The following is a 21,620-nucleotide window of genomic DNA, read 5'->3' on the forward strand; positions in this document are numbered from 1 at the left end:
TTCCGATATGCACGCCAGAGCACGATACCGTTCTACGCCCCTCAATCCGGGCTTTCTTTCAACGTCGTCTATCGACTTCTATCCGTCGAACCCAATGGCTGACGGAGTCCTCTGATGAAATCACAAGAACCTCCCGCCGTGACACGGACCATCCGGCGGCATGAGCTTCGGCAAATCGTCCCGTTGGCCGACACGACCATCTACGACATGGAGCAGCGCGGTGCGTTTCCGCAGCGTTTTTATCTCACCTCCCGCTGCGTGGTCTGGGATCTGGCCGAGGTGGAGGCATGGCTGGGAGAACGGCGCCGCGCTTCACGCGCCAAGGCCGTGAAACGCGCGCCCATGCCCGATGTCCAGCTTCGCAAGACGCGCCCCATCAAACATCCGGCTCGGGCGTAAGCAGGTCCATTGTCGGCGGATAAAGGGTCGGCGTGTATTTCTCCCCCACGACCCAAGCGTCCACGATGTTGGACCATTCCTGGATCATGTGCCGGCGCTGATGCTCATATTCCGCCTTGTTGTAGATGCCCCGTGAGGATCGGCCATCCTCGTGCGCCAAGCACTTCTCGATCCAGTCGCTGTTGAAGCCCAGTTCGTTCAGCAGAGTCGAGCCGGTGCGTCGGAGATCGTGAACCGTAAAGGACTCCAGCGGCATTCCTTCCTTCTTGGCCCGCACCACCACCGCCGTCGTGACCCGATTGAACGTGGCCCGCGACATCGGCGCGTCAGCGTCGTAGCGCGACGGCAGGACGTATTTCGAGTTACCGGCGCAGGTCTTGAGAGCGATGAAGATGTCGAGCATTTGCTGCGATAGATAGACGTTGTGCGCCTTCGAGCGCTTCATTCGCTCCTTGGGGATCGACCAGACGGCGTTCTCAAAATCGACCTCGTCCCAGACTGCATCCTGCAATTCGCTCTTTCGCACCATCGAGAGCAGAATCAGCTTTATCCCGAGACGGATCGTCGGCAGCGTCGGGACATGCTCAAGCTGTCCGAGCATGATGCGGATCTCCGCGGGAGATAGCGACCTGTCCTTCGGCACGAAGGTCGCGATCGACGATGGGCCAACCTCGTCGGCCGGGTTGGCGACCTTCTCCCCGTGCAGGATGGCGAAGGCGAAAACCAACTTCACAATGTCTCTGACGTGGACCGCTGTTGCCGGCGCCCCGCGTTCCTTTACCTTCGCGCACAACCCGCGCAGATCCTCCGGCAGGATCTCGGTTAGCAGTCGATTGCGAAACGCCGGGAGGATGTCGCGCTCGAAGATCGACCGCCGCATCGCGCGTGTACTGTCCGCCATCCTCGCTTCCTGAAGCCAGCGCTCACCGAACTGGCCGAAGCTCTTGGCTTCCTTGATCCTCCGCTTCTCGCGCTGCTTTTCCTGCGCCGGCGAGCGACCCTCGGAAATCGCGCGCTTGGCATCAATCAGCTTCTCACGCGCCCGGGCCAGAGACAGACCCGCCGGGCCATAACGACCCAACGTCAAGGTCTCCCGACGGCCGTTGAGCCGGTAGTCCAAGCGGAACACGATTGAACCTGAAGGTTGGACCACGACGTACATACCGTCACGATCCACAATCTTGTATAATTTATCTTTTGGTTTCAGTGCCTTGATGGCGGCGTCGGTCAGCATCTGCACCCTCCAGATCGGTCAAAAAATGCAGGAGAGCACCCAATTATACCGTCAGGCCAAAATTCCGCCACCTGACATGATTTTATTTAGCACTTACAGTTGCTTAGGCCAAAAAATATACCGTCAGAAGCTCTCTTGCCCCTGACGGTATATGCGTTTTTCGGTTGAGACAAGACGCGCCATACCGCCAGCCATACCGTCAAACGGGAGGCTAACCCCGCGATAGATGCTGAAAGTCTCAGAGGGATTTTTTCAGCATTTTCATTGGCTTATGTCGCATTATAGCGTGCTTTCGGATACGCCCGGAGGGGCAAAAATTATTCCCACTCGATCGTCCCGGGCGGCTTCGATGTGACGTCGTAGGTCACCCGGTTGATGCCCTTGACCTCGTTGATGAGGCGCGTCGCGGTGCGCCCGAGGAAGGCCATGTCGAAGGGGTAGAAATCGGCCGTCATGCCGTCCACCGAGGTCACCGCGCGCAAGGCGAGGACGCGGTCGTAGGTGCGTCCGTCGCCCATGACGCCTACCGTGCGCACGTCCGTCAGCACCGCGAAAGCCTGCCAGATCGCATCGTAGAGGCCGGCCTTGCGGATCTCCTCCAGATAGATGGCGTCGGCCTCGCGCAGGATGGCGAGCTTCTCTGCCGTCACTTCGCCGGGGCAGCGGATGGCGAGGCCGGGGCCGGGGAAAGGGTGGCGTCCGACGAAGGCGTCGGGCAGGCCCAGCTCGCGGCCGAGCGCGCGCACCTCGTCCTTGAACAGCTCGCGAAGCGGCTCGACGAGCTTCATGTTCATGCGCTCGGGCAGGCCCCCGACATTGTGGTGGCTCTTGATGGTCACCGACGGGCCGCCGGAGAAGGACACGCTCTCGATCACGTCGGGATAGAGCGTGCCCTGGGCCAGGAACTTCGCGCCGCCGATCTTCCTGGCCTCCTCCTCGAAGACCTCGACGAAGAGGCCCCCGATGATCTTGCGCTTGCGCTCGGGATCGCTCACGCCCGCCAACTCGCCGAGAAACCGCGCCGAAGCATCCGCATGGACGAGCGGAATGTTGTAATGGCCGCGGAAGAGGCCCACGACCTCGTCGGCCTCCCCTTTGCGCATCAGGCCGTGATCCACGAAGACGCAGGTGAGCTGCTCGCCGATCGCCTCGTGGATCAGCACGGCCGCAACGGCCGAATCCACGCCCCCCGAGAGGCCGCAGATCACGCACTCCGAGCCCACCTGCGCCCTGATCCTCGCGATCATCTCCTCGCGATAGGCCGCCATCGTCCAGTCCCGCGCGAGGCCGCAGACATCGTGGACGAAATTCTGGAGAAGGCGCGCGCCGTCCGGTGTATGCACAACCTCGGGGTGGAACATGGTCGTGAAATAGCGACGCACCTCGTCGGTCGCGACGGCGAAGGGGGCGTTCTCGGAGACGGCCTTGACCGTGAAGCCCTCGGGCAGGCGGGTCACGCGGTCGCCGTGGCTCATCCAGACGGGATAGCGCCCGCCAATCTCCCAGATGCCCCCGAAGAGAGCCGAGGACTCTCTGATCTCGATATCCGCCCGGCCGAACTCGGCCGCGTGGCCGCCCTCGACCGCGCCCCCGAGCTGGTGGGCCAGAGTCTGCTGGCCGTAGCAGATGCCGAGGATCGGCACTCCCGACTCGAAGATCTCCTGCGGAGCGCGGGGGCTTCCGGCATCCGGCACCGAGGCGGGGCCGCCCGAGAGGATGACGCCCCTCGGCCTCAGCCTGGCGAAGGCTTCGGCCGCCTTCTGGAAGGGGTGGATCTCGCAATAGACCCCCGTTTCGCGCAGGCGCCGGGCGATGAGCTGCGTCACCTGCGAGCCGAAATCGATGATGAGGATCGTGTCGTGGTGGGGCGTGGCCGTCATGCGAAGGCCCTACGGAATCGCGGGCGCGGAGGCAACGCGCCGGACGTCCCGCCCCGCGGCCGGGAATCCCTTCCGGGAGACGGTCCCGGCCCTCCGCATTCGCTCCGGCCGGGATGACGGGCTATCATGGCCCGGCCCCGCGGACCCGACCCCCATGCCGCTTTACTTCGCATATGGCTCCAACATGGACCGCGCCGCCATGGCCGCGCGATGTCCCGGCGCGCGGATGATCGGGCTCGCGAGGCTCGCGCGCCATCGCCTCGCCATCATGCGCGAGGGCTATGCAACCGTGGTTCGCGATTCCCGCAGGGCCGTCCACGGCGCGCTCTGGGATCTGCCGCTTGCCGACATTCCTGCCCTCGACCGCTACGAGGAGGTGGCATCCGGTCTCTATGCGAAGTGCCGGCAACCCGTCCTGAGCGAGGGGGGCGCACGGGGGGCGCTTGTCTATCTGGGCGCCAATGCCGGGCCGGGCGTGCCGCGGCCGGGATATCTGGAAGGCGTGCTGGCGGCCGCTCGCGAAATCGGGCTGCCGCAGAGCGCGCTGGCGGAGATCGCGGCTTTGGGTGTCGGGGGAGGGCGGCTTGCGCCGCAGCCTGCAGCGGGGCCTGTTCAGAAGGTGCGACCGACCCGCGCGACGCCGTGCGATCCCCCGCGCGGTATCGTCCGGCCGGGCTGGAGCTGGACGCCGTGAGCCGCGACCTCGTCATCCGCATTGTCATCCGAGGGCGCGTCCAGGGTGTCGGCTTCCGCTATTGGACGGCCGGCCTCGCGCGTGATCTCGGCCTTGGAGGCTGGGTGAGGAACCGCCGCGACGGAAGCGTCGAGGCGGTCTTCCGGGGACCTGCCGAGACGGTCGGCCGCATGATCGAGGCGTGCCGCGGGGGACCGCCCTCGGCGCGGGTCGAAACGGTCGAGGAGCATTCGGTGGCACCGGACGAGGCGGAGGAGGGGAACTTCGAGCAGCGCGGGACCCTCTGAGAGATCCCGGCGGCCGACGGTGGCTGGTCTCGGGGGGCGGGTCGTGCTCAAAGGCGCCGATTCGGCCGCTTCCCTTCCGACCATGCTGCGACGCCTCTACGACTGGGTCCTCGACCTCGCCAGCCGCAAATCGGCGCCCTATGCGCTGGGCGCGGTGTCCTTTGCGGAAAGCTCCTTCTTCCCGGTGCCGCCCGACGTGATGCTGGTTCCGATGGCGCTGGCGCGCCCGGACCGCGCCTGGTTCTATGCCGGGCTCTGCACGGTCACCTCGGTGCTCGGGGGGCTGGCCGGCTACGCGATCGGCGCGCTGCTCTATGATTCGATCGGCCAATGGCTCTTCCACCTCTACGGGCTCGAGGCCAAGGCCGATGAGTTCCGGCACGCCTATGCCGCCTGGGGCCACTGGATCATCCTGCTCAAGGGCCTGACGCCGATCCCCTTCAAGCTCGTGACGATCACCTCGGGTTTCGCGGGCTATGACCTTGTCTGGTTCACGGTGCTGTCCTTCATCACGCGGGGAGCGCGATTCGGCCTGATCGCGGCCCTGATCGGCCGCTACGGGGCGCAGATCCGCGAGATCATGGACAAGCACCTGACCGTGATTGCCATTGCCCTGGTGGTCGTCGTGATCGGGGGCTTCCTGAGCCTCAAATTCGTCGGGTGACGCCATGGATGCCGGATCGAGAGGCGACGGGGCGAGCCGTGCCGCGGCGCTCGGGGTGCTGCTGGTCGCGGCGGCGACCATCGCGGGGGCGCTGGCCTCGCAGCATGTCTTCGGCCTCGTGCCCTGCAAGCTCTGCCTCTGGCAGCGCTGGCCCTATTATGTGGGCGTGCCGCTCGCCGCACTCACGGCCGCGGCGCCGGGCCGGGTGCGGCCCCCGGGGCTCGTGCTGCTGGCCCTGCTTTTCCTCGGCAGCGCGGGCCTCGCCGCCTATCACGCCGGGGCGGAATGGGCCTTGTGGGCCGGCCCCTCCGATTGCGGAGGCGGGACGGCACCGGCGGCTTCGGTCGAGGATCTTCTGAAGGGCCTCGAGACGACGCGGGTCGTGAGCTGCACCGAGGCGGCCTGGCGCTTCCTCGGCCTGTCCCTGGCGGGCTGGAATGCGCTCGTCTCGCTGGGCCTTGCGGCGCTCGCGGCATGGGGGGCGCTGCGGCGGCGATAGAGAGCTACGGCTCCAGCTCGGTATCCCAGTAGAGATAATCCATCCAGCTCTCGTGCAGGAAGTTCGGCGGGAAGAGGCGCCCGTTGCGGTGCAGGTCGTGCACGCTCGGCGCATAGGGCATCTGGTGCGGCCACATGCCGGCGTCGCGCGGCAGGCGATCGCTCTTGCGCAGGTTGCAGGGCGAGCAGGCCGCGACGACGTTCTCCCAGGTTGTCAGCCCCCCGCGCGAGCGCGGGATCAGGTGGTCGAAGGTCAATTCCTCGCGCTGGCCGCAATATTGGCAGGTGAAGCGGTCGCGCAGGAAGACGTTGAAGCGCGTGAAGGCGGGATTGCGGGCGGGCTGGATATAGGTCTTCAGGCAGACGACCGAGGGGAGCCGCATTTCGAAGGAGGGGGAGCGGACCGTCGTATCGTATTCCGACAGGATCACCACTCTTTCCAGAAACACCGCCTTGATCGCATCCTGCCAGCACCAGACCGAGAGCGGATAGTAGCTCAGCGGCCGGTAATCGGCGTTCAGAACGAGCGCCGGGCAGGATTCCGCCTTTGGCACCGCGACGTGGACCGTCAAGTGACCTCCATCCGAAGGAGGGACTACAGGGTTCGCACGGCCGGCATACTAGACGCTCGACGACAGGATTGTGAAGCTTTCCCCATGTGGCGCAGGCGCGCATTTCACAGGATCAAGGGATGACCGGATGCCGTGACGGCGCGGGTCTTCAGCCTGCCATGGCTTTGTCGTAGGCGCGGGGATCGAAGAGGCCCTCGGTCGAGGGCGCCTTGGGGAAGTCGCCGATCTCGACCTCGAAGGCGAGGCTGTCCTGCGTCGCCTGGACGATGGTGCGCGGATCGATGACGAATTTGAGCGCCTTCGAGCGCAGGGCGCGCTCGTAGAGAGCCGAATCGACGAGACCGCCGGAAAGGATCGTCTGGACGTGGAGCGCCGCCTTGGCCGGCTCGGCAAGAATCAGGTCACGCGCCCGCGCGCTGAGCTTCACGACGGTCGCGACGGCATCGAAATGCCGGGCGAGGAACGATTCGGTGGCCGAGACGACGACGCCGGGCAGGTTCGGATACATCTCGGGCGCGAAGGCGATGGTCTTCACGTCGGGCTTGCGGCTCTGGACGATGGTCAGGGCCGGCTCCAGCACCGTGCCGCCGTCGACGGCGCCGGTCAGCATCGCCTGCTGCACCGCCTCGATCCCCATGGCGGCGAAGGTCACGTCGTCCGGCGAGACGCCGTTCTGCTTCAGCCAGTAGCGTAGCGCGACGGTGGGCGTCGCGCCGGGCGGCAGGATGCCGAGCTTGGCGGGACGCCCGGCCTTGGCCCGGAAGGCGGCGAAGGCTTCGCGGGCCCGCCCGCCTGCGGCTTCGAAGGCGGCGGCGAGCGGCGCCTGGACGGCGAAGCCGCTGCCGCCGACGCCCGCTGCCGCCACGATCCTGACGGGAAGCCCCTTCGAGCGCGCAACCGCGATCGGAGCGACGCCGATGAACAGCATGTCGAGGGTGCCGGAGGCGAGGGCCTGGATCGCCGGGGGGCCCGATTCGAACTTGGTCAGGGCGATGTCGAGGCCCGCCTCGCGGGCCCAGCCGGCTCCGACCATCACGAAAAGGGGCGAGGCTCCGATCACCGGCACATAACCGATGCGCACGGGGATGCGCTCCTGCGCCCTCGCGCCGGGGACGGCGAGGAAGGTCGCGCCCGTGACGAGGGCGGCGCGGCGGGTAATCATGGCAAGCTCCGAATTCCAGGCGGAGCGCTACCACGCAACCGGGATGAATGTCCTCCCAAACGGGAGGACGGGAGGAGAACGTTTTTCTCTGCGAAGCCGCAGCCTCCTGAAGGCTCGCAGGCCCGCAATCCGGGCCGCCGGAAGTGCTTGCAAAGAGGTCGAAGCAGATATAAACATATCTTTATGTCTCCTATCGACATTGAAAGTGGACCTGGGATCGGCCTCGCAGCGGCGGTATCCGCCCTGAGGGCGGCGGCCGAGGAGACGCGCCTTCGGATCCTGCTCCTCCTGCGCGAGGGCGAGCTTTCCGTCTCCGACCTGACCGACATCCTGGGCCAGTCGCAGCCGCGAATCTCGCGGCATCTGAAGGTGCTGGTCGAGGCCGGCCTCGTCGCCCGCCATCGCGAGGGCGCCTGGGCCTTCTTCCGCTTGGCGGAAGGCGCGGCAAGCGGCTCGGTCCAGGGGCTGCTCGGGGCTCTCGATCGCGACGACATCCGTGTCGCCGAGGACCGGGAGCGCCTCGCCGCGGTGCGGGCGCGTCGCTCGGAGGCCGCCCAAGCCTTCTTCGCGCGGCTCGCGCCGCGCTGGGACGAGATCCGTTCGCTCCATGTCGCCGAGGAGGCGGTCGAGGCCGCCATCCTGGAGGTCGTGGGCCCCGCGTCTTTGCGCAGCCTGCTCGACCTCGGGACGGGGACGGGGCGGATGCTTCGGCTCCTCGCCCCGCAGGCCCAGCGGGCGGTGGGGCTGGACGGAAGCCACGCCATGCTCTCCGTTGCGCGCGCCAGCCTCGCGCGGGGCGGCCTGCACCGGGTCGAACTGAGGCAGGGCGACCTCTACGCGCCACCCTTCCCGCGAGGCGGCTTCGACCTCGTGGTGATGCATCAGGTTCTTCATTATCTCGACGATCCGGCCCGCGCGCTCGCCGCGGCGGCGCGGCTTCTCGCGCCGGGCGGGCGGCTTCTGATCGTCGATTTCGCCCCGCACGGGATCGAGGCGCTCCGCGAGACGCAGGCGCATCGCCGCCTCGGCTTCGCCTCTGAGCAGGTGCGCGGCTGGCTGGAAGAGGCCGGCCTCGAAGCCGAAATCAGCCGCGACCTGCCGCCGCCCGCGCGGCCGGGGGCGGGGCAACTCACCGTATCCTTGTGGCTGGGCCGCGACCGCCGCCCCGCCGATCTGTCCGAAACGGCGCCGAGCCGGGAGGTTGCCTGATGTCCCCCACCGCGTTCCGGCCGAGCCGCCACGCCACGCGTCCCATTCGCGTCTCATTCGAGTTCTTTCCGCCTAAGAGCGAGGAGATGGAGAAGACGCTCTGGTCCTCGATCGAGCGCCTTGCGCCGCTCAATCCGAGCTTCGTCTCGGTGACCTACGGGGCGGGGGGCTCGACGCGCGAGCGCACCCATCGCACGGTGGAGCGCATCCTCGCCGAGACGGCGCTGAAGCCCGCCGCCCATCTCACCTGCGTTGCCGCGACGCGCGAGGAGGTGGACGAGGTCGTGCGCAGCTACGGCGAGACGGGCGTCCGCCACATCGTCGCGCTGCGGGGCGATCCGGTCGCGGGGATCGGCACGGCCTATGAAGCCCATCCCGGCGGCTATTCCCAGACGAGCGACCTCGTCGCGGGCATCAAGCGGGCGGGCGATTTCGAGGTCTCCGTCTCGGCCTATCCCGAGAAGCATCCCGAGGCGCCCTCGCTCGAGGCCGATCTCGACGCGCTCCAGAAGAAGGTGGATGCGGGGGCGGACCGCGCCATCACCCAGTTCTTCTTCGATAACGACGTCTACCTCCGCTATCTCGACAAGGTGCATGCGCGGGGCATCGGCATCCCGATCGTGCCGGGCATTCTCCCCGTGCTGAACTTCAGGCAGGCGCGGAACTTCGCCGAGCGCGCCGGGGCGAGCGTACCGGACTGGCTCGGAGCCCGCTTCGAAGGGCTGGAGAACGATCCCGAGACGCGCAAGCTGATCGCGGCCGCGGTCGCGGCGGAGCAGGTCTTCGACCTCGTCGATCGCGGCGTGCGGGACTTCCATTTCTACACCATGAACCGCGCCGACCTCGTCTACGCGGTCTGCCATCTCCTGGGCCTTCGGCCGCAGGCGGGGCAGGGGGCGGAGAGGGCCGCAGCCTAGCTCTCCGATCCTTACACGAGACAACCGAGATGGCCGGGACGAGCCCGGCCATGACACGCAGGGACGTCCATGTCCGACCAGACCGACACCGCCTCCGCCCTCCGCGCCGCCGCGCGCGAGCGCATCCTCGTCATGGATGGGGCGATGGGGACGGAGATCCAGAACCTCAAGCTGTCCGAGGCCGATTTCCGGGGCGAGCGCTTCCGCGACCATCCGCACGACCAGAAGGGCAACAACGACCTCCTCATCCTGACGCAGCCGGAGGCCGTGCGCGACATCCACCTCGCCTATTTCATGGCGGGTGCGGATATCGTGGAGACGAACACCTTCTCGTCGACCTCCATCGCCCAGGCCGATTACGGCCTGGAAGCCGCCGTCCGCGACCTGAACGTCGAGGGCGCCCGCATCGCCCGCGAGGCGGCGCGGATGGCGCAGGAGAAGGACGGCCGGCCCCGCTTCGTCGCCGGGGCCGTCGGGCCGACCAACCGCACGCTGTCGATCTCACCGGACGTCAACGATCCGGGCTTCCGCGCCGTCACCTTCGACCAGGTTCGCGACGCCTATGCCGAGCAGGTCCGCGGCCTCGTCGAGGGCGGGGCCGATCTCATTTTGATCGAGACGATCTTCGACACGCTGAACGCCAAGGCCGCGATCGTCGCCGCGCGCCGCGTCTTCGGGGAAATGGGCAAGGCGCTGCCCATCATGATCTCGGGCACGATCACGGACCTCTCCGGCCGCACCCTCTCGGGCCAGACGCCGACCGCCTTCTGGCATTCCGTCCGCCATGCCGATCCGATCACGATCGGCCTCAACTGCGCCCTCGGCGCCAGGGAGATGCGGGCGCATATCGCGGAGATCGCCAAGGTCGCCGACACGCTCGTCTGCGCCTATCCGAATGCGGGCCTGCCGAACGAGTTCGGCCTCTACGACGAAAGCCCCGAGGCGATGGCGGCGCTCGTCGCCGAATTCGCCGAGAGCGGCCTCGTGAACGTGGTCGGCGGCTGCTGCGGCACGACGCCGGCTCATATCGGGGCCATCGCCCGGGCGGTCGCCGGCAAGAAGCCGCGCGAGATTCCCATCATCGCGCCGGCCATGCGCCTGTCCGGGCTCGAGCCCTTCACGATGACGAAGGACATTCCCTTCGTGAATGTCGGCGAGCGCACGAACGTCACGGGCTCGGCAAAGTTCAGGAAGCTCATCACCAACGGCGATTACGCGGCGGCGCTCGACGTCGCGCGCGACCAGGTGGCCGGCGGCGCCCAGGTCATCGACGTGAACATGGACGAGGGCCTGCTCGATTCCGAGCGCGCCATGGTCGATTTCCTCAATCTCGTCGCTTCCGAGCCCGACATCGCGCGGGTGCCGGTCATGGTCGATTCGTCGAAATTCGACGTGATCGAGGCGGGCCTGAAATGCGTCCAGGGCAAGCCGATCGTGAACTCGATCTCGATGAAGGAGGGCATCGAGAAGTTCAAGGCGGAGGCCGGCATCTGCCGCGACTACGGGGCGGCGGTCGTCGTCATGGCCTTCGACGAGGTCGGGCAGGCCGATACCCAGGCCCGCAAGGTCGAGATCTGCACGCGGGCCTACAAGATCCTGACCGAGGAGGTCGGCTTCCCGCCTGAGGACATCATCTTCGATCCGAACGTCTTCGCGGTCGCGACCGGCATCGAGGAGCACGACAATTACGGCGTCGACTTCATCGAGGCGACGCGCATCATCACGTCCACGCTCCCCCATTGCCACATCTCGGGCGGCGTCTCGAACCTGTCCTTCTCCTTCCGCGGCAACGAGCCCGTGCGCGAGGCCATGCACGCGGTCTTCCTCTACCATGCCATCCAGGCGGGCATGGATATGGGCATCGTCAATGCCGGCCAGCTCGCCGTCTACGACAACCTGGACCCCGAGTTGCGCGAACTGTGCGAGGACGTCGTCCTCAACCGCCGCCGCGGCGAGGTTCCGAGCCCGACCGAGCGCCTGCTCGAGGCGGCCGAGCGCTTCAAGCAGGGCGGCGGGGCGCAGGCGCGAATCCAGGATCTCGCCTGGCGCGAATGGCCGGTCGAGAAGCGGCTGGAACATGCCCTCGTCAGCGGCATCACGGAATACATCACGCAGGATACCGAGGAGGCCCGCCGGAACGCGGCCCGCCCGCTCCACGTCATCGAGGGGCCGCTGATGGCCGGGATGAACGTCGTCGGCGACCTGTTCGGCTCGGGCAAGATGTTCCTGCCGCAGGTGGTCAAGTCCGCCCGCGTGATGAAGCAGGCCGTCGCCTATCTCATGCCCTATATGGAGAAGGAGAAGGAGGAGACGGGGCAGGCCCAGATGGCCGCCGCCGGCAAGGTGCTGATGGCGACCGTCAAGGGCGACGTGCACGATATCGGCAAGAACATCGTCGGCGTCGTCCTCCAGTGCAACAACTACGAAGTCATCGATCTCGGCGTCATGGTGCCGGCGAAGAAGATCCTCGACACCGCGCGGGCCGAGAAGGTGGATGTGATCGGCCTCTCGGGCCTGATCACGCCCTCGCTCGACGAGATGGCCCATGTCGCCGCCGAGATGGAGCGCGAGGGCTTCGACATCCCCCTCCTCATCGGCGGGGCGACGACGAGCCGCGTCCATACGGCCGTAAAGATCCACCCGAACTATCAGGCCGGACAGGCGATCCACGTCAACGACGCGAGCCGCGCGGTCGGCGTCGTGTCCTCGCTGCTCAGCCCCGAGCAGAAGGTGACCTATATCGACCAGGTCCGCGCCGAATATGCCAAGGTGGCCGATGCGCATGCGCGCTCGGAGGCCGAGAAGAAGCGCGTGCCGATCGCGCAGGCACGGGCAAATGCCCTTAAAATCGATTGGGCCGCCTGCCAGCCCACCCGGCCGAGCTTCACCGGCACGCGCGTCTTCCGCAGCTACGACGTTTCGGAGCTGATCCCCTATATCGACTGGACGCCGTTCTTCCAGACCTGGGACCTGCGCGGGCGCTTTCCGGCGATCCTCGACGACGAGGCGCAGGGTCCGGCCGCGCGCCAGCTCTACGAGGATGCGCAGGCGATGCTCCAGAGGATCGTCGCCGAGCGTTGGTTCAACCCGAAGGCGGTGATCGGCTTCTGGCCGGCCAATACGGTCGGCGACGACATCCGCCTCTATACGGGCGAGAGCCGGGCGGAGATTCTGACCACCTTCCACGGCCTTCGCCAGCAGCTCACCCGGCGCGACGAGCGGCCGAATCTCTGCATCTCCGATTTCGTCGCGCCCGAGGGTGTGGCGCCGGATTATCTCGGGGCCTTCGTGGTCACGGCGGGGATCGAGGAGGTGCGCATCGCCGAGAAATTCGAGCGGGCCAACGACGATTACCGCTCGATCCTGGTCAAGGCGCTGGCCGACCGCATCGCGGAATCCTTCGCCGAGCGCATGCACGAGCGCGTACGCCGTGAGTTCTGGGGCTATGCGCCGGACGAGAACCTCTCGAACGATCAGCTGGTCAGGGAGGAATATGCCGGCATCCGCCCCGCTCCGGGCTATCCGGCCCAGCCCGACCATACCGAGAAGGCACAGCTCTTCGAGCTTCTCCAGGCCGAGCGCCGCATCGGCGTGAAGCTGACCGAGAGCTATGCGATGTGGCCCGGCTCCTCGGTCTCGGGCCTCTATATCGGCCATCCCGACGCCTATTATTTCGGCGTCGCCAAGGTGGAGCGCGACCAGGTCGAGGATTACGCGGCCCGCAAGGGAATGCCCATCGAGGAGGTGGAGCGCTGGATCTCGCCGATCCTCAACTACGATCCCGCCTCCTATCGAACCGCGGCGGCGGGATAGCTCGCCGGCGCCCGGACCTTTCGGTTTCGGCCCTCACGGGCGAGGCGCGCCTGGGATGACAGGGGGGTGGACGCCTCTTGGCCATCGATTGCGGGTTGACGGGCCGCCCCGCGGGGTGGCGCTCAGTTGGCCGCCACCACCTTCACGCGGGTAAGGCCGTTGACGCCGAGAGCCTGCGCGGCTCCCTTCGACAGGTCGATCACCCGGCCATGGGCGAAGGGGCCGCGATCGTTGATGCGCACGATCACCGATCGGCCAGTCTTCTCGTCGACCACCCTCACGCGCGTGCCGAAGGGGAGGGTGCGATGGGCGGCGGTCAGGTCGTTCTGGTCGAAGCGCTCGCCGCTCGCCGTCTTGCGGCCGTGGAAGCCGGGGCCGTACCAGGAGGCGATGCCGGCATTGATGATGCGCCCGCCCCCGACGGAAGCGGGATGGGCGACTTTCGGCGCGAAGACGTTGTCCCAGTTCCAGCCGTTCGATCCTTGCGCGGCGGGAGCGGGAGGCTGGAAGCTCGGCGCCGGCTGGCTCGGCGTCACTTCCGTGAGCGCGGCCTTGGCGCTCGTGTCGAGCCGCGCGAGCTGGAAGTTCGGCCGCGGCGGAGGCAGCACGGCGAGCCGTGAGTCGGGCGCCGCGTCGTCCGCCGCCGGCTCGGCGAAGCCGAAGGTGACGGCCAGCGGCGAGGCCGGCGCAGGGGGGTTCGATTCCGCCGGCGCGTCGAGCGTGCTCCGGAACAGGCCGTCCGTATCCGATGCGGAAGGGATGTAGAAAGAGACGGAGCCGAGGGGCAGGACGGCCTCGGCTTGGGGTTCGAAGCCGCCGAGCGGCCCCGGAGTGTCGGGCGGCACGATCAGGTTCGCGGCTGCGGGGCTGGATGCCTCGACGGGCTCGCGCCACAGCGAGGTGGTTGCAAGCGCGGCGGTGCCGCAGACGAGAGCCGAACCGGCACACCAGATGAGCAGGGCTTTTTTGGCCATGCCCATTTGTCCCCGACGCTACAGCCAAGTTCAACCCCGGCCGGTGCGGAACGGCACTTGGCTCCCGCCGGCCCGTGGCTTGTCCTTCTTCCGAGGGCCGCCAAGAAGACGATTGTCGTTTAACGGCATTTTAAGCACGCTCGAAGTGCCGGGAGAGCACTCGGCATGGTCCGGCGAGGTAAAACAGGGCTCTCTGCATGATGTGGCAAAAACGCAACGAGTGCCGCCTTTTTGCAGGCAGCCCTGCGGCTTTAACGGTCGCGTGAGGGCTTCGCGAGGGCGAGCCAGTCGCGGACGCGCCGGTCAGGGTCCGGGTTTTGGGTCACATCGCTGACGACGGCGATGCTGTCGGCCCCCATGGCGAAGATTCCGGGGGCCCGCTCGAGGGTGATTCCGCCGATCGCGACGAGCGGGATCTCGCCGATGCGCTTCTTCCACTCGCCGATGCGCTCGAGGCCCTGGGGGGCGAACCGCATCGCCTTGAGCGTCGTGAAATAGATCGGCCCGAGGGCGACGTAGTCGGGCGCGGCGGCGAGGGCGGTGTCCAATTCCGCCTCGTCATGGGTCGAGATGCCGAGCGTGAGGCCCGCCTTGCGGATCGCCGCGAGGTCCGCCTCCGCCAGGTCCTCCTGGCCGAGATGAAGGTGATGGGCCCCTGCATCGATGGCGGCGCGCCAGTAATCGTTCACGACGAGGCGGGTTTGCGTGCCCGCGACGGCGGCCAGCGCCTCGTCGACGAGGCGGCGCGCGGCGGTCTCGTCGAGATCCTTCGCCCTGATCTGCACCGTGCCGACGCCGAGCGCCGCGAGGCGGGAGACCCAGGAGACGCTGTCGACGACGGGATAGAACGGATCGGGATAGGAGCGGGAGGTCATCTCAGCCTGCGGCGTGCCAGAAGGGAGTGCCGACGACCGGCGTCGAGGGGGTGGCGAAATCGCGCGGCGGCATGAGGCCCGCCTCGTGGGCGAGCCGCCCGGCCTCGATCGCAAGGCCGAAGGCGCGCGCCATGCGGACCGGGTCGTCCGCCCTGGCGACGGCTGTGTTCAGGAGGACGCCGTCATAGCCGAGTTCCATGGCCTCGGCCGCGTGGGAGGGCGCGCCGAGCCCGGCATCGACGATGAGGGTGATGTCGGGAAAGCGCGCCCGGAGCGTGCGGAGCCCCCCCTTGTTGGTCAGGCCCTGGCCGCTGCCGATCGGAGCCGCCCATGGCATGACCACGCGGCATCCGGCCTCGACGAGCCGCGTCGCGATGGTCAGGTCCTCGGTGCAATAGGGGAAGACCTCGAACCCGTCCGCGAGCAGGATCCTCGCCGCCTCGACCAGCCCGACCACGTCGGGCTGGAGGGTTTCGTCGTCGCCGACCACTTCCAGCTTGATCCACGGCGTATCGAACAATTCGCGCGCGAGCTGCGCCGTGGTCACGGCCTCCTTCACGGTCCGGCAGCCGGCCGTGTTGGGCAGGATCGCGAGCCCGAGCGAGCGGATGATGCGCCAGAAGGCGTCGCCGGCCCTGGCCCCGGCGGCCTCGCGCCGCAGCGAGACGGTGACGACCTGCGCTCCCGAGACTCGGATCGCCTCCTCCATCACGGCGGGGGAGGGATAGAGTGCCGTGCCGAGCAGCAGGCGCGAGGACATCTCGCGGCCGTAGAGATTCATGGTTCGTCCCATCTGGCCCGGCATCTCATCCTCCCTGGCGGGGCGTCACGATCTCGACCTCGTCGCCCTCGCCCAACTCGATTTCCGGCCAGCGCGCGCGCCGCACCACCTCGCGGTTGACGGCAACCGCGAAGAAATTCCCTTCGTAGCCGAGTTCCTCGAGGAGCGCCGGAATGCGGGTCGCGCCGACTTCCTGCCGCTCGCCGTTCACGATCAGGATCATCGCATGACCTCGTCGTCCCGCGCGCCCGTCGTGACGTAGCCGGCGACGATCTCGGCGAGGGCCGGGGCGAGCAGGAAGCCGTGGCGGTAGAGACCGTTGACGGCGATGCGCCCGTCCCGCGCCTCGATGCGGGGCGCGTTGTCGCGAAGCGCCGGACGCAAAGCCGTGCCGATCTCCACGATCCGCGCCTCCCCGAAGGCGGGATGGAGCGCATAGGCCGCGCTCATCAGCTCCAGCGCCGAGCGCAGGGCGACGCCGGAGACGTCCTCGCTCTCGACGGAGGTCGCGCCGATCAGGAAACGGTGGCCCGGGCGCGGGATGACGTAGATCGGCCAGCGCGGATGCATGAGGCGCACCGGGCGCGCGAGGGCGATCTCGGCCGTCTCGATCTGCACCGTCTCGCCCTTGACGCCGCGCAGGTCGGGGAAGGCGTCGCGCGCGACGATGCCGCGGCAATCGACGACGAGGCCCGTCGCCTCGGCGGGATCGAGCGGGGAACCGAAGCGGATCGTCCCGCCGTGGCGCTCGAGCCGCTCGCGCAGGGCGGGCAGCACGGCGCGAGGCTCGACATGGCCCTCATCGGGGAAGAGCAGGCCCGTATGGAAGCGGCCTGCCAGCGCGGGCTCGAGATCGGCGATCTCGGCCTCGCCGACCGTCCGGTGGCCGACGGTCTGGCGAGCGAAGCGGTCGAGGTCGCCGCGGTCGCGCGGATGGGCGACGACGAGCGAGCCGTTCATGGGCACGTCCGGGAGGTGCTTCCGCCAGAGGTCGAGCGAGCGCCGGCCGAGCCGCACGACGACCGGCTCCGCGCCGTCGCTCTCGCAGCCCGGCGCGACCATGCCGCCGGCCCAATGGCTGGTGGATGAGGCGAGGTCGGGCCCGCCGCGTTCGTGCACCGTCACCCGCAGGCCGGCCTCCGCGAGGAGGAGCGCGGTCCAGGTGCCGCAGATTCCCGCGCCCACGACCGTGACTTCGCCGGCGCCTATGGCATGTTCCTTGGACAGGTCCGTCCCTCCGCCGATATGAGTCGGATCAGGTTCAAAGGGTTCGGCCAATACGCCGTCTCAGCCCGTTGGGGCACCCCTCGGATGGCTTCAATGTGCATCCTGGGACTGGAATCCGCAAGGGGGCATGTCAGCGCGGCAGGCGCGCGGCCGCCTGCGGGAGAAGCCGGATCAGAAGGTCGGCCCATTCGGCCTGCCCGGCCTCGTGAGTGATCTGGTCCTGCCTGATCTCGATGCCGGTATGGGCGAGGCCGCGCCGCTCGCCATGGACGGGGATCGTGTAGTCGGTATCGTCGGTCACGTCGTAGGGCTTGTTGTCGCCGACGACGAAGCGGCCTTCCGCCTCGATCAGCCCGCCGAGGATGCGCGCGAGACGCCCGTCCCGTCCGTAAAGCGTGCCGACCTGCCAGGGCCGGTTCTCGCCGAGATAGACCGGAGTGAAGCTGTGCATGGCGACGAGGATTGTCGGGCGGTCGGCCCGCGCGGCGAGAATCGCCTCGATCGCGCCGTGATAGGGCTCGAAGATCTCGCGCCGCCTCGCCTCGCGGTCCGAGGCCGACAGGCCGCGATTTCCGGGGATCGGCGTCGCCTCGCTGGTCTCGGGGATGGAGTTCGGCACGCGCGGAGGCCGGTTGCAGTCGATCACGAGGCGCGAATAGACCTGCTCGACGAGCGTCGCGTCGAGCGCCGCCGCGATGCGGCGCGAGACGGCCGCGATGCCGATGTCCCAGGCGATGTGGCGGTCGAACTCCTCCGCCCGCAGGCCGAGATCGCCGAGCCGCCGCGGCACGCGGCGGCCGGCATGGTCGCAGACGAGAAGGATAGGCGAGGCGCCGTCGGGCCGCATGACGACGGCCGGCGAGGGCTCGTCGGGGGCGAGAAGGAGGCCGCTTGCCGACGGGACTTCTTCCCGGACGGGGAGGGCGGAAGGCGCGCTCATTCGCGGATCAGGTCCCGGCATTTCGGGTCCTTGGTGAAGGCGCAATCGAGCATGTTCGCCGAATCTATCATCCGCTGAAGAAGATAGAGCGCGAGGACGGTGAGCACGACCGCGAAAATCACGCCTATGACGGCGCCGTTGCCCGAGGATTCGTCGTCGCGGTCGTCTTCGCTCATCCGGTGAGGGTCGCAGGCGGGGCGATCCATCGCAAGAGCGCCGGCCGCGGTGCGGCCGGCGGTGACGCAAGGGCAGGGCTTCGCGAAAGCCCGGCGGCGTCAGAAGTGACGGCCGCCCCGCGGGGAGCCGGCGAAATGCTTGCCGCCGCCGCCTTGCCAGCCGTGGCCACCCGGAGGACGCTGGCCCGGGAACCCGCCCTGAGGGCGCTGGCCCCAGCCGTGATGGGCCCCGCCATGGCCCCAGCGGTTCCGGCCGCCATATCCGCCCCGATAGCCGAAGCCATAGGCGCCGCCGACACGGAACCCGGCCCGGCGGGCATATCCGCCGCGGTAGCCGTAGCCTCCGCCAAAGGCGACGCCGCCGCCGAAGCCCACGCCGCCGCCATATCCTCCGCCGAGATCGTCGCCCCCGCTGAAGGCGACGGGCTGGGAGATCGGGGCCCACGCCTTGTAGCCGGGCGAGGTCTGCACGACCTGCGAGCGATAGCCGAACTGGGCCGGGACGGCATAGGGAATGACCTGCGGCGGCCTCACCATGACCGTGCGCGGAACCGAGGCATAGGTCACGGGCCGCGTGATCCAGCAGCCGACGACGCGTCCGGTCATGGGATCGCGCGTCACCGACCAATAGCGCCCGCCGCCGGTCTGCACGGTGTCGTAGACGGTGCGGTATTCCGCCGGCTGCGTGATCGCATAGGTCTCGGGAGCGCGCACCATCACCCGCTCGGTGACCGTGCCGTAGGTCGGCGGGACATAGGTCGGCGTGTAGCAATTGCTGACACAGCCGAAACCGCCCGCCAGGGCAGGCAGGCCGGACAGGGCCAAGGCCCCGGCCGCCACGATCAGACGTGACATGGTGAAGAACTCCGCTTGCTGGTTCCCGGCCCGGAGCAGGGCTGGACTTCAGGGAGCAAACGCGGTCGGTCCATTTTGCGCAAACAAAACACGCAGGTAAGGTAAAATTAACCGAAATAGATTGGATTTTACTGGTTTCGTTTACCGCCTGTTCAGGACGATCAGAGAGGCCCGTCCCGCCAGGGCGGGCCGTTCAGCGGGCGCTCATCCGCCGGATTCTAGCCGGGTGCCGGAAATTGCAATCGGAGGCCGATTGGTTCATGCCCGGGCACGCCGGGCAGGGGCCGCGGCGTGGTCACGGATCGGATCATGACGAAGTGGGTCTATTCCTTCGGCGACGGCAAGGCCGAGGGACAGGCGGATATGCGCAATCTCCTCGGCGGCAAGGGAGCGAACCTCGCCGAGATGTCCAATCTCGGCCTGCCGGTGCCTCCTGGCTTCACGGTGACGACCGAGGTCTGCACCTATTTCTACGATCACGGCCGCACCTATCCGCCGGAGCTGAAGGCGCAGGTCCAGGAGGCGCTGGAGAAGGTCGGCGCCATCACGGGCAAGAGCTTCGGCGACCCGCGGAACCCGCTCCTGGTCTCCGTCCGCTCGGGCGCGCGCGCCTCGATGCCCGGCATGATGGACACGGTGCTCAATCTCGGCCTCAACGACGTGACCGTCGAGGCCGTGGCCGAGGCGTCCGGCGACCGCCGCTTCGCCTTCGACAGCTATCGCCGCTTCATCACGATGTATTCCAACGTCGTGCTCGACCTCGACCATCACGATTTCGAGGTGGCGCTCGACCTCTACAAGGAACGCCGGGGCTATAGCCTCGACACCGATCTCGAGGCGGCCGACTGGGAGAAGATCGTCGCCGAATACAAGAAGATCGTCGGGCAGGAACTGGGTCGGCCCTTCCCGCAGGACCCGCAGGAGCAGCTCTGGACGGCGATCGGCGCCGTCTTCGGCTCTTGGATGAACGCCCGCGCGATCACCTATCGCCAGCTCCACGACATCCCCGCCTCCTGGGGGACGGCGGTGAACGTGCAGTCGATGGTGTTCGGCAACCGCGGCGACACCTCGGCAACCGGCGTCGCCTTCACCCGCAATCCCTCGACCGGCGAGCGCGCCCTCTACGGCGAGTTCCTGATCAACGCCCAGGGCGAGGACGTCGTCGCGGGCATCCGCACGCCGCAGGACATCACCGAGGCCGCGGCCCGCGCCTCGCAATCGGACAAGCCTTCGATGGAGAAGGCGATGCCCGAATCCTATGCGGAACTCGTGCGCATCTACGGCATCCTCGAGACCCATTACCGCGACATGCAGGACATGGAGTTCACGGTCGAGGAGGGCAAGCTCTGGATGCTCCAGACGCGCGGCGGCAAGCGGACCGCCAAGGCGGCCCTGCGCATCGCCGTCGAGATGGCCGCCGAGGGGCTGATCTCCGAGGAGGAGGCGGTCTGCCGCATCGAGCCGGCGGCGCTCGACCAGCTCCTCCATCCGACGCTCGATCCCAAGGCGGAGCGCAAGATCCTGGCAAGCGGCCTGCCGGCCTCGCCGGGTGCCGCGGCCGGCGAGGTGGTCTTCTCTTCCGAGGAGGCCGAGAACTGCCTGAAGGCCGGCCGGCCCTGCATCCTCGTGCGCGTCGAGACGAGCCCCGAGGACATCAAGGGCATGCTGGCGGCTGAGGGAATCCTCACTTCGCGCGGCGGCATGACCTCGCATGCGGCGGTTGTCGCGCGCGGCTGGGGCAAGCCCTGCGTCTCTGGCGCGGGACAAATCCGAATTGACTATGCCAAGCGGAGCTTCACGGTTGCCGGTCAGACGGTGAAGGCGGGCGACCCCATCACCATCGACGGCTCGACGGGCCAGGTCCTGCTCGGCCTGGTGAAGATGGTGCCGCCGGAGCTGTCCGGCGAGTTCGCGACGCTCATCGCCTGGGCGGACAAGGTGCGCAAGCTGAAGGTGCGCACCAATGCGGAGACGCCGGCCGATGCGCGGGTGGCGCGCGATTTTGGCGCCGAGGGCATCGGGCTCTGCCGCACCGAGCACATGTTCTTCGATCCGCAGGAGCCCGCGCGCCTCATGGCGATGCGGCAGATGATCCTGTCGGACAAGGAGGAGGGCCGCCGCGCCGCGCTCGACAAGATCCTGCCCTTCCAGCGCGGCGATTTCGTCGAGCTGTTCACGGTGATGAAGGGGCTGCCGGTCACCATCCGCCTGCTCGACCCGCCGCTGCACGAGTTCCTGCCGCACAAGGACAAGGAGATCGCCGAGGTCGCCGGAGAACTCGGCGTCTCGCCCGAGGACCTGCGCAAGCGCGCCGCCGCCCTCGACGAGCACAACCCGATGCTCGGCTTCCGCGGCTGCCGCCTCGCGGTCGTCTATCCCGAGATCGCGGAGATGCAGGCCCGCGCCATCTTCGAGGCGGCCGTCGAGGCGGGGCGCGCGACGGGCGAGGCCGTGCAGCCTGAG

At 68.0% G+C, this 21,620-nt stretch carries 21 protein-coding genes and 1 riboswitch; of the genes, 9 read left to right on the forward strand and 12 right to left on the reverse strand.

Annotation, left to right across the window (positions count from 1 at the left end):
• The first annotated feature begins 114 nt into the window (after positions 1 to 114).
• Positions 115 to 399 carry an AlpA family phage regulatory protein gene (locus PKD06_RS13025; RefSeq protein WP_324380706.1) on the forward strand — a complete coding sequence of 95 codons (285 nt, stop codon included), beginning with the start codon at positions 115 to 117 and terminating at the stop codon, positions 397 to 399.
• Here PKD06_RS13025 and PKD06_RS13030 read toward each other — a convergent pair.
• The gene (locus tag PKD06_RS13030) at positions 377 to 1,633 is read right to left on the reverse strand and encodes a tyrosine-type recombinase/integrase (RefSeq protein ID WP_303699186.1); all 1,257 of its coding nucleotides are present in this window, start codon (positions 1,631 to 1,633) and stop codon (positions 377 to 379) included. The genes PKD06_RS13025 and PKD06_RS13030 overlap by 23 nt on opposite strands.
• 317 nt (positions 1,634 to 1,950) lie before the next feature.
• On the reverse strand, positions 1,951 to 3,513 hold the full coding sequence (gene guaA, locus PKD06_RS13035) for a glutamine-hydrolyzing GMP synthase (protein ID WP_324380709.1): 1,563 nt from the start codon (positions 3,511 to 3,513) through the stop codon (positions 1,951 to 1,953).
• A gap of 154 nt (positions 3,514 to 3,667) precedes the next feature.
• Here guaA and PKD06_RS13040 point away from each other — a divergent pair, with 154 nt between their 5' ends.
• The 4 genes from PKD06_RS13040 (at position 3,668) to PKD06_RS13055 (ending at position 5,657) form a co-directional block, all read left to right on the forward strand.
• Positions 3,668 to 4,207 carry a gamma-glutamylcyclotransferase family protein gene (locus tag PKD06_RS13040; protein WP_324380711.1) on the forward strand — a complete coding sequence of 180 codons (540 nt, stop codon included), beginning with the start codon at positions 3,668 to 3,670 and terminating at the stop codon, positions 4,205 to 4,207.
• Positions 4,204 to 4,494, forward strand: a complete 291-nt coding sequence (locus tag PKD06_RS13045; protein WP_324380713.1) for an acylphosphatase — start codon at positions 4,204 to 4,206, stop codon at positions 4,492 to 4,494. Before PKD06_RS13040 ends, PKD06_RS13045 begins: the two co-directional genes overlap by 4 nt.
• A gap of 82 nt (positions 4,495 to 4,576) precedes the next feature.
• On the forward strand, positions 4,577 to 5,158 hold the full coding sequence (locus PKD06_RS13050) for a YqaA family protein (RefSeq protein ID WP_324380734.1): 582 nt from the start codon (positions 4,577 to 4,579) through the stop codon (positions 5,156 to 5,158).
• Positions 5,159 to 5,162: 4 nt separating this feature from the next.
• Positions 5,163 to 5,657, forward strand: a complete 495-nt coding sequence (locus PKD06_RS13055) for a disulfide bond formation protein B (RefSeq protein WP_324380715.1) — start codon at positions 5,163 to 5,165, stop codon at positions 5,655 to 5,657.
• 4 nt (positions 5,658 to 5,661) lie between these two features.
• Here PKD06_RS13055 and PKD06_RS13060 read toward each other — a convergent pair whose 3' ends face one another.
• Positions 5,662 to 6,228, reverse strand: a complete 567-nt coding sequence (locus PKD06_RS13060; RefSeq protein WP_324380717.1) for an HNH endonuclease — start codon at positions 6,226 to 6,228, stop codon at positions 5,662 to 5,664.
• 148 nt (positions 6,229 to 6,376) lie between these two features.
• On the reverse strand, positions 6,377 to 7,390 hold the full coding sequence (locus PKD06_RS13065; protein WP_324380719.1) for an ABC transporter substrate-binding protein: 1,014 nt from the start codon (positions 7,388 to 7,390) through the stop codon (positions 6,377 to 6,379).
• Between the two features lie 183 nt (positions 7,391 to 7,573).
• Between PKD06_RS13065 and PKD06_RS13070 the strand changes: the two genes are divergently transcribed.
• The 3 genes from PKD06_RS13070 (at position 7,574) to metH (ending at position 13,329) form a co-directional block, all read left to right on the forward strand.
• On the forward strand, positions 7,574 to 8,599 hold the full coding sequence (locus PKD06_RS13070) for a metalloregulator ArsR/SmtB family transcription factor (RefSeq protein WP_324380720.1): 1,026 nt from the start codon (positions 7,574 to 7,576) through the stop codon (positions 8,597 to 8,599).
• Complete coding sequence (metF, locus tag PKD06_RS13075) at positions 8,599 to 9,516, forward strand: methylenetetrahydrofolate reductase [NAD(P)H] (RefSeq protein ID WP_324380721.1); 918 nt, start codon at positions 8,599 to 8,601, stop codon at positions 9,514 to 9,516. Before PKD06_RS13070 ends, metF begins: the two co-directional genes overlap by 1 nt.
• Before the next feature lie 69 nt (positions 9,517 to 9,585).
• The gene (gene metH / locus PKD06_RS13080; RefSeq protein WP_324380722.1) at positions 9,586 to 13,329 is read left to right on the forward strand and encodes a methionine synthase; all 3,744 of its coding nucleotides are present in this window, start codon (positions 9,586 to 9,588) and stop codon (positions 13,327 to 13,329) included.
• Positions 13,330 to 13,451: 122 nt separating this feature from the next.
• Here the strand turns inward: metH and PKD06_RS13085 are convergent, their stop codons facing one another.
• From PKD06_RS13085 to PKD06_RS13120, 8 genes are all read right to left on the reverse strand, one after another.
• Positions 13,452 to 13,736, reverse strand: a complete 285-nt coding sequence (locus PKD06_RS13085) for a septal ring lytic transglycosylase RlpA family protein (RefSeq protein WP_324380736.1) — start codon at positions 13,734 to 13,736, stop codon at positions 13,452 to 13,454.
• A gap of 818 nt (positions 13,737 to 14,554) precedes the next feature.
• Positions 14,555 to 15,178, reverse strand: coding sequence for a thiamine phosphate synthase (locus PKD06_RS13090; RefSeq protein ID WP_324380724.1), 624 nt, complete (start codon positions 15,176 to 15,178; stop codon positions 14,555 to 14,557).
• A gap of 1 nt (position 15,179) precedes the next feature.
• Entirely contained in the window at positions 15,180 to 15,959 is a 780-nt protein-coding gene (locus tag PKD06_RS13095; protein ID WP_324380738.1) for a thiazole synthase, read from the reverse strand.
• 25 nt (positions 15,960 to 15,984) lie between these two features.
• Entirely contained in the window at positions 15,985 to 16,182 is a 198-nt protein-coding gene (gene thiS / locus PKD06_RS13100; protein ID WP_324380726.1) for a sulfur carrier protein ThiS, read from the reverse strand.
• Entirely contained in the window at positions 16,179 to 17,186 is a 1,008-nt protein-coding gene (locus PKD06_RS13105; RefSeq protein ID WP_324380739.1) for an FAD-dependent oxidoreductase, read from the reverse strand. Before PKD06_RS13105 ends, thiS begins: the two co-directional genes overlap by 4 nt.
• A riboswitch (TPP riboswitch) is annotated at positions 17,175 to 17,277 on the reverse strand. Its footprint overlaps the gene before it by 12 nt.
• Before the next feature lie 39 nt (positions 17,278 to 17,316).
• A complete protein-coding gene (locus PKD06_RS13110; protein WP_324380728.1) occupies positions 17,317 to 18,126 on the reverse strand; it encodes an N-formylglutamate amidohydrolase in 810 nt (269 codons plus the stop codon).
• Positions 18,123 to 18,302: a hypothetical protein gene (locus tag PKD06_RS13115; RefSeq protein ID WP_324380729.1), complete on the reverse strand. Its 180-nt coding sequence runs from the start codon at positions 18,300 to 18,302 to the stop codon at positions 18,123 to 18,125. Before PKD06_RS13115 ends, PKD06_RS13110 begins: the two co-directional genes overlap by 4 nt.
• Positions 18,303 to 18,401: 99 nt before the next feature.
• On the reverse strand, positions 18,402 to 19,157 hold the full coding sequence (locus tag PKD06_RS13120; protein ID WP_324380731.1) for a hypothetical protein: 756 nt from the start codon (positions 19,155 to 19,157) through the stop codon (positions 18,402 to 18,404).
• 309 nt (positions 19,158 to 19,466) lie between these two features.
• Between PKD06_RS13120 and ppdK the strand changes: the two genes are divergently transcribed.
• On the forward strand, positions 19,467 to 21,620 hold a 2,154-nt coding region (gene ppdK / locus PKD06_RS13125), incomplete at its 3' end, for a pyruvate, phosphate dikinase (RefSeq protein WP_324380733.1).

The organism is Enterovirga sp. (assembly GCF_035325185.1).
GTDB lineage: Bacteria > Pseudomonadota > Alphaproteobacteria > Rhizobiales > Beijerinckiaceae > Enterovirga.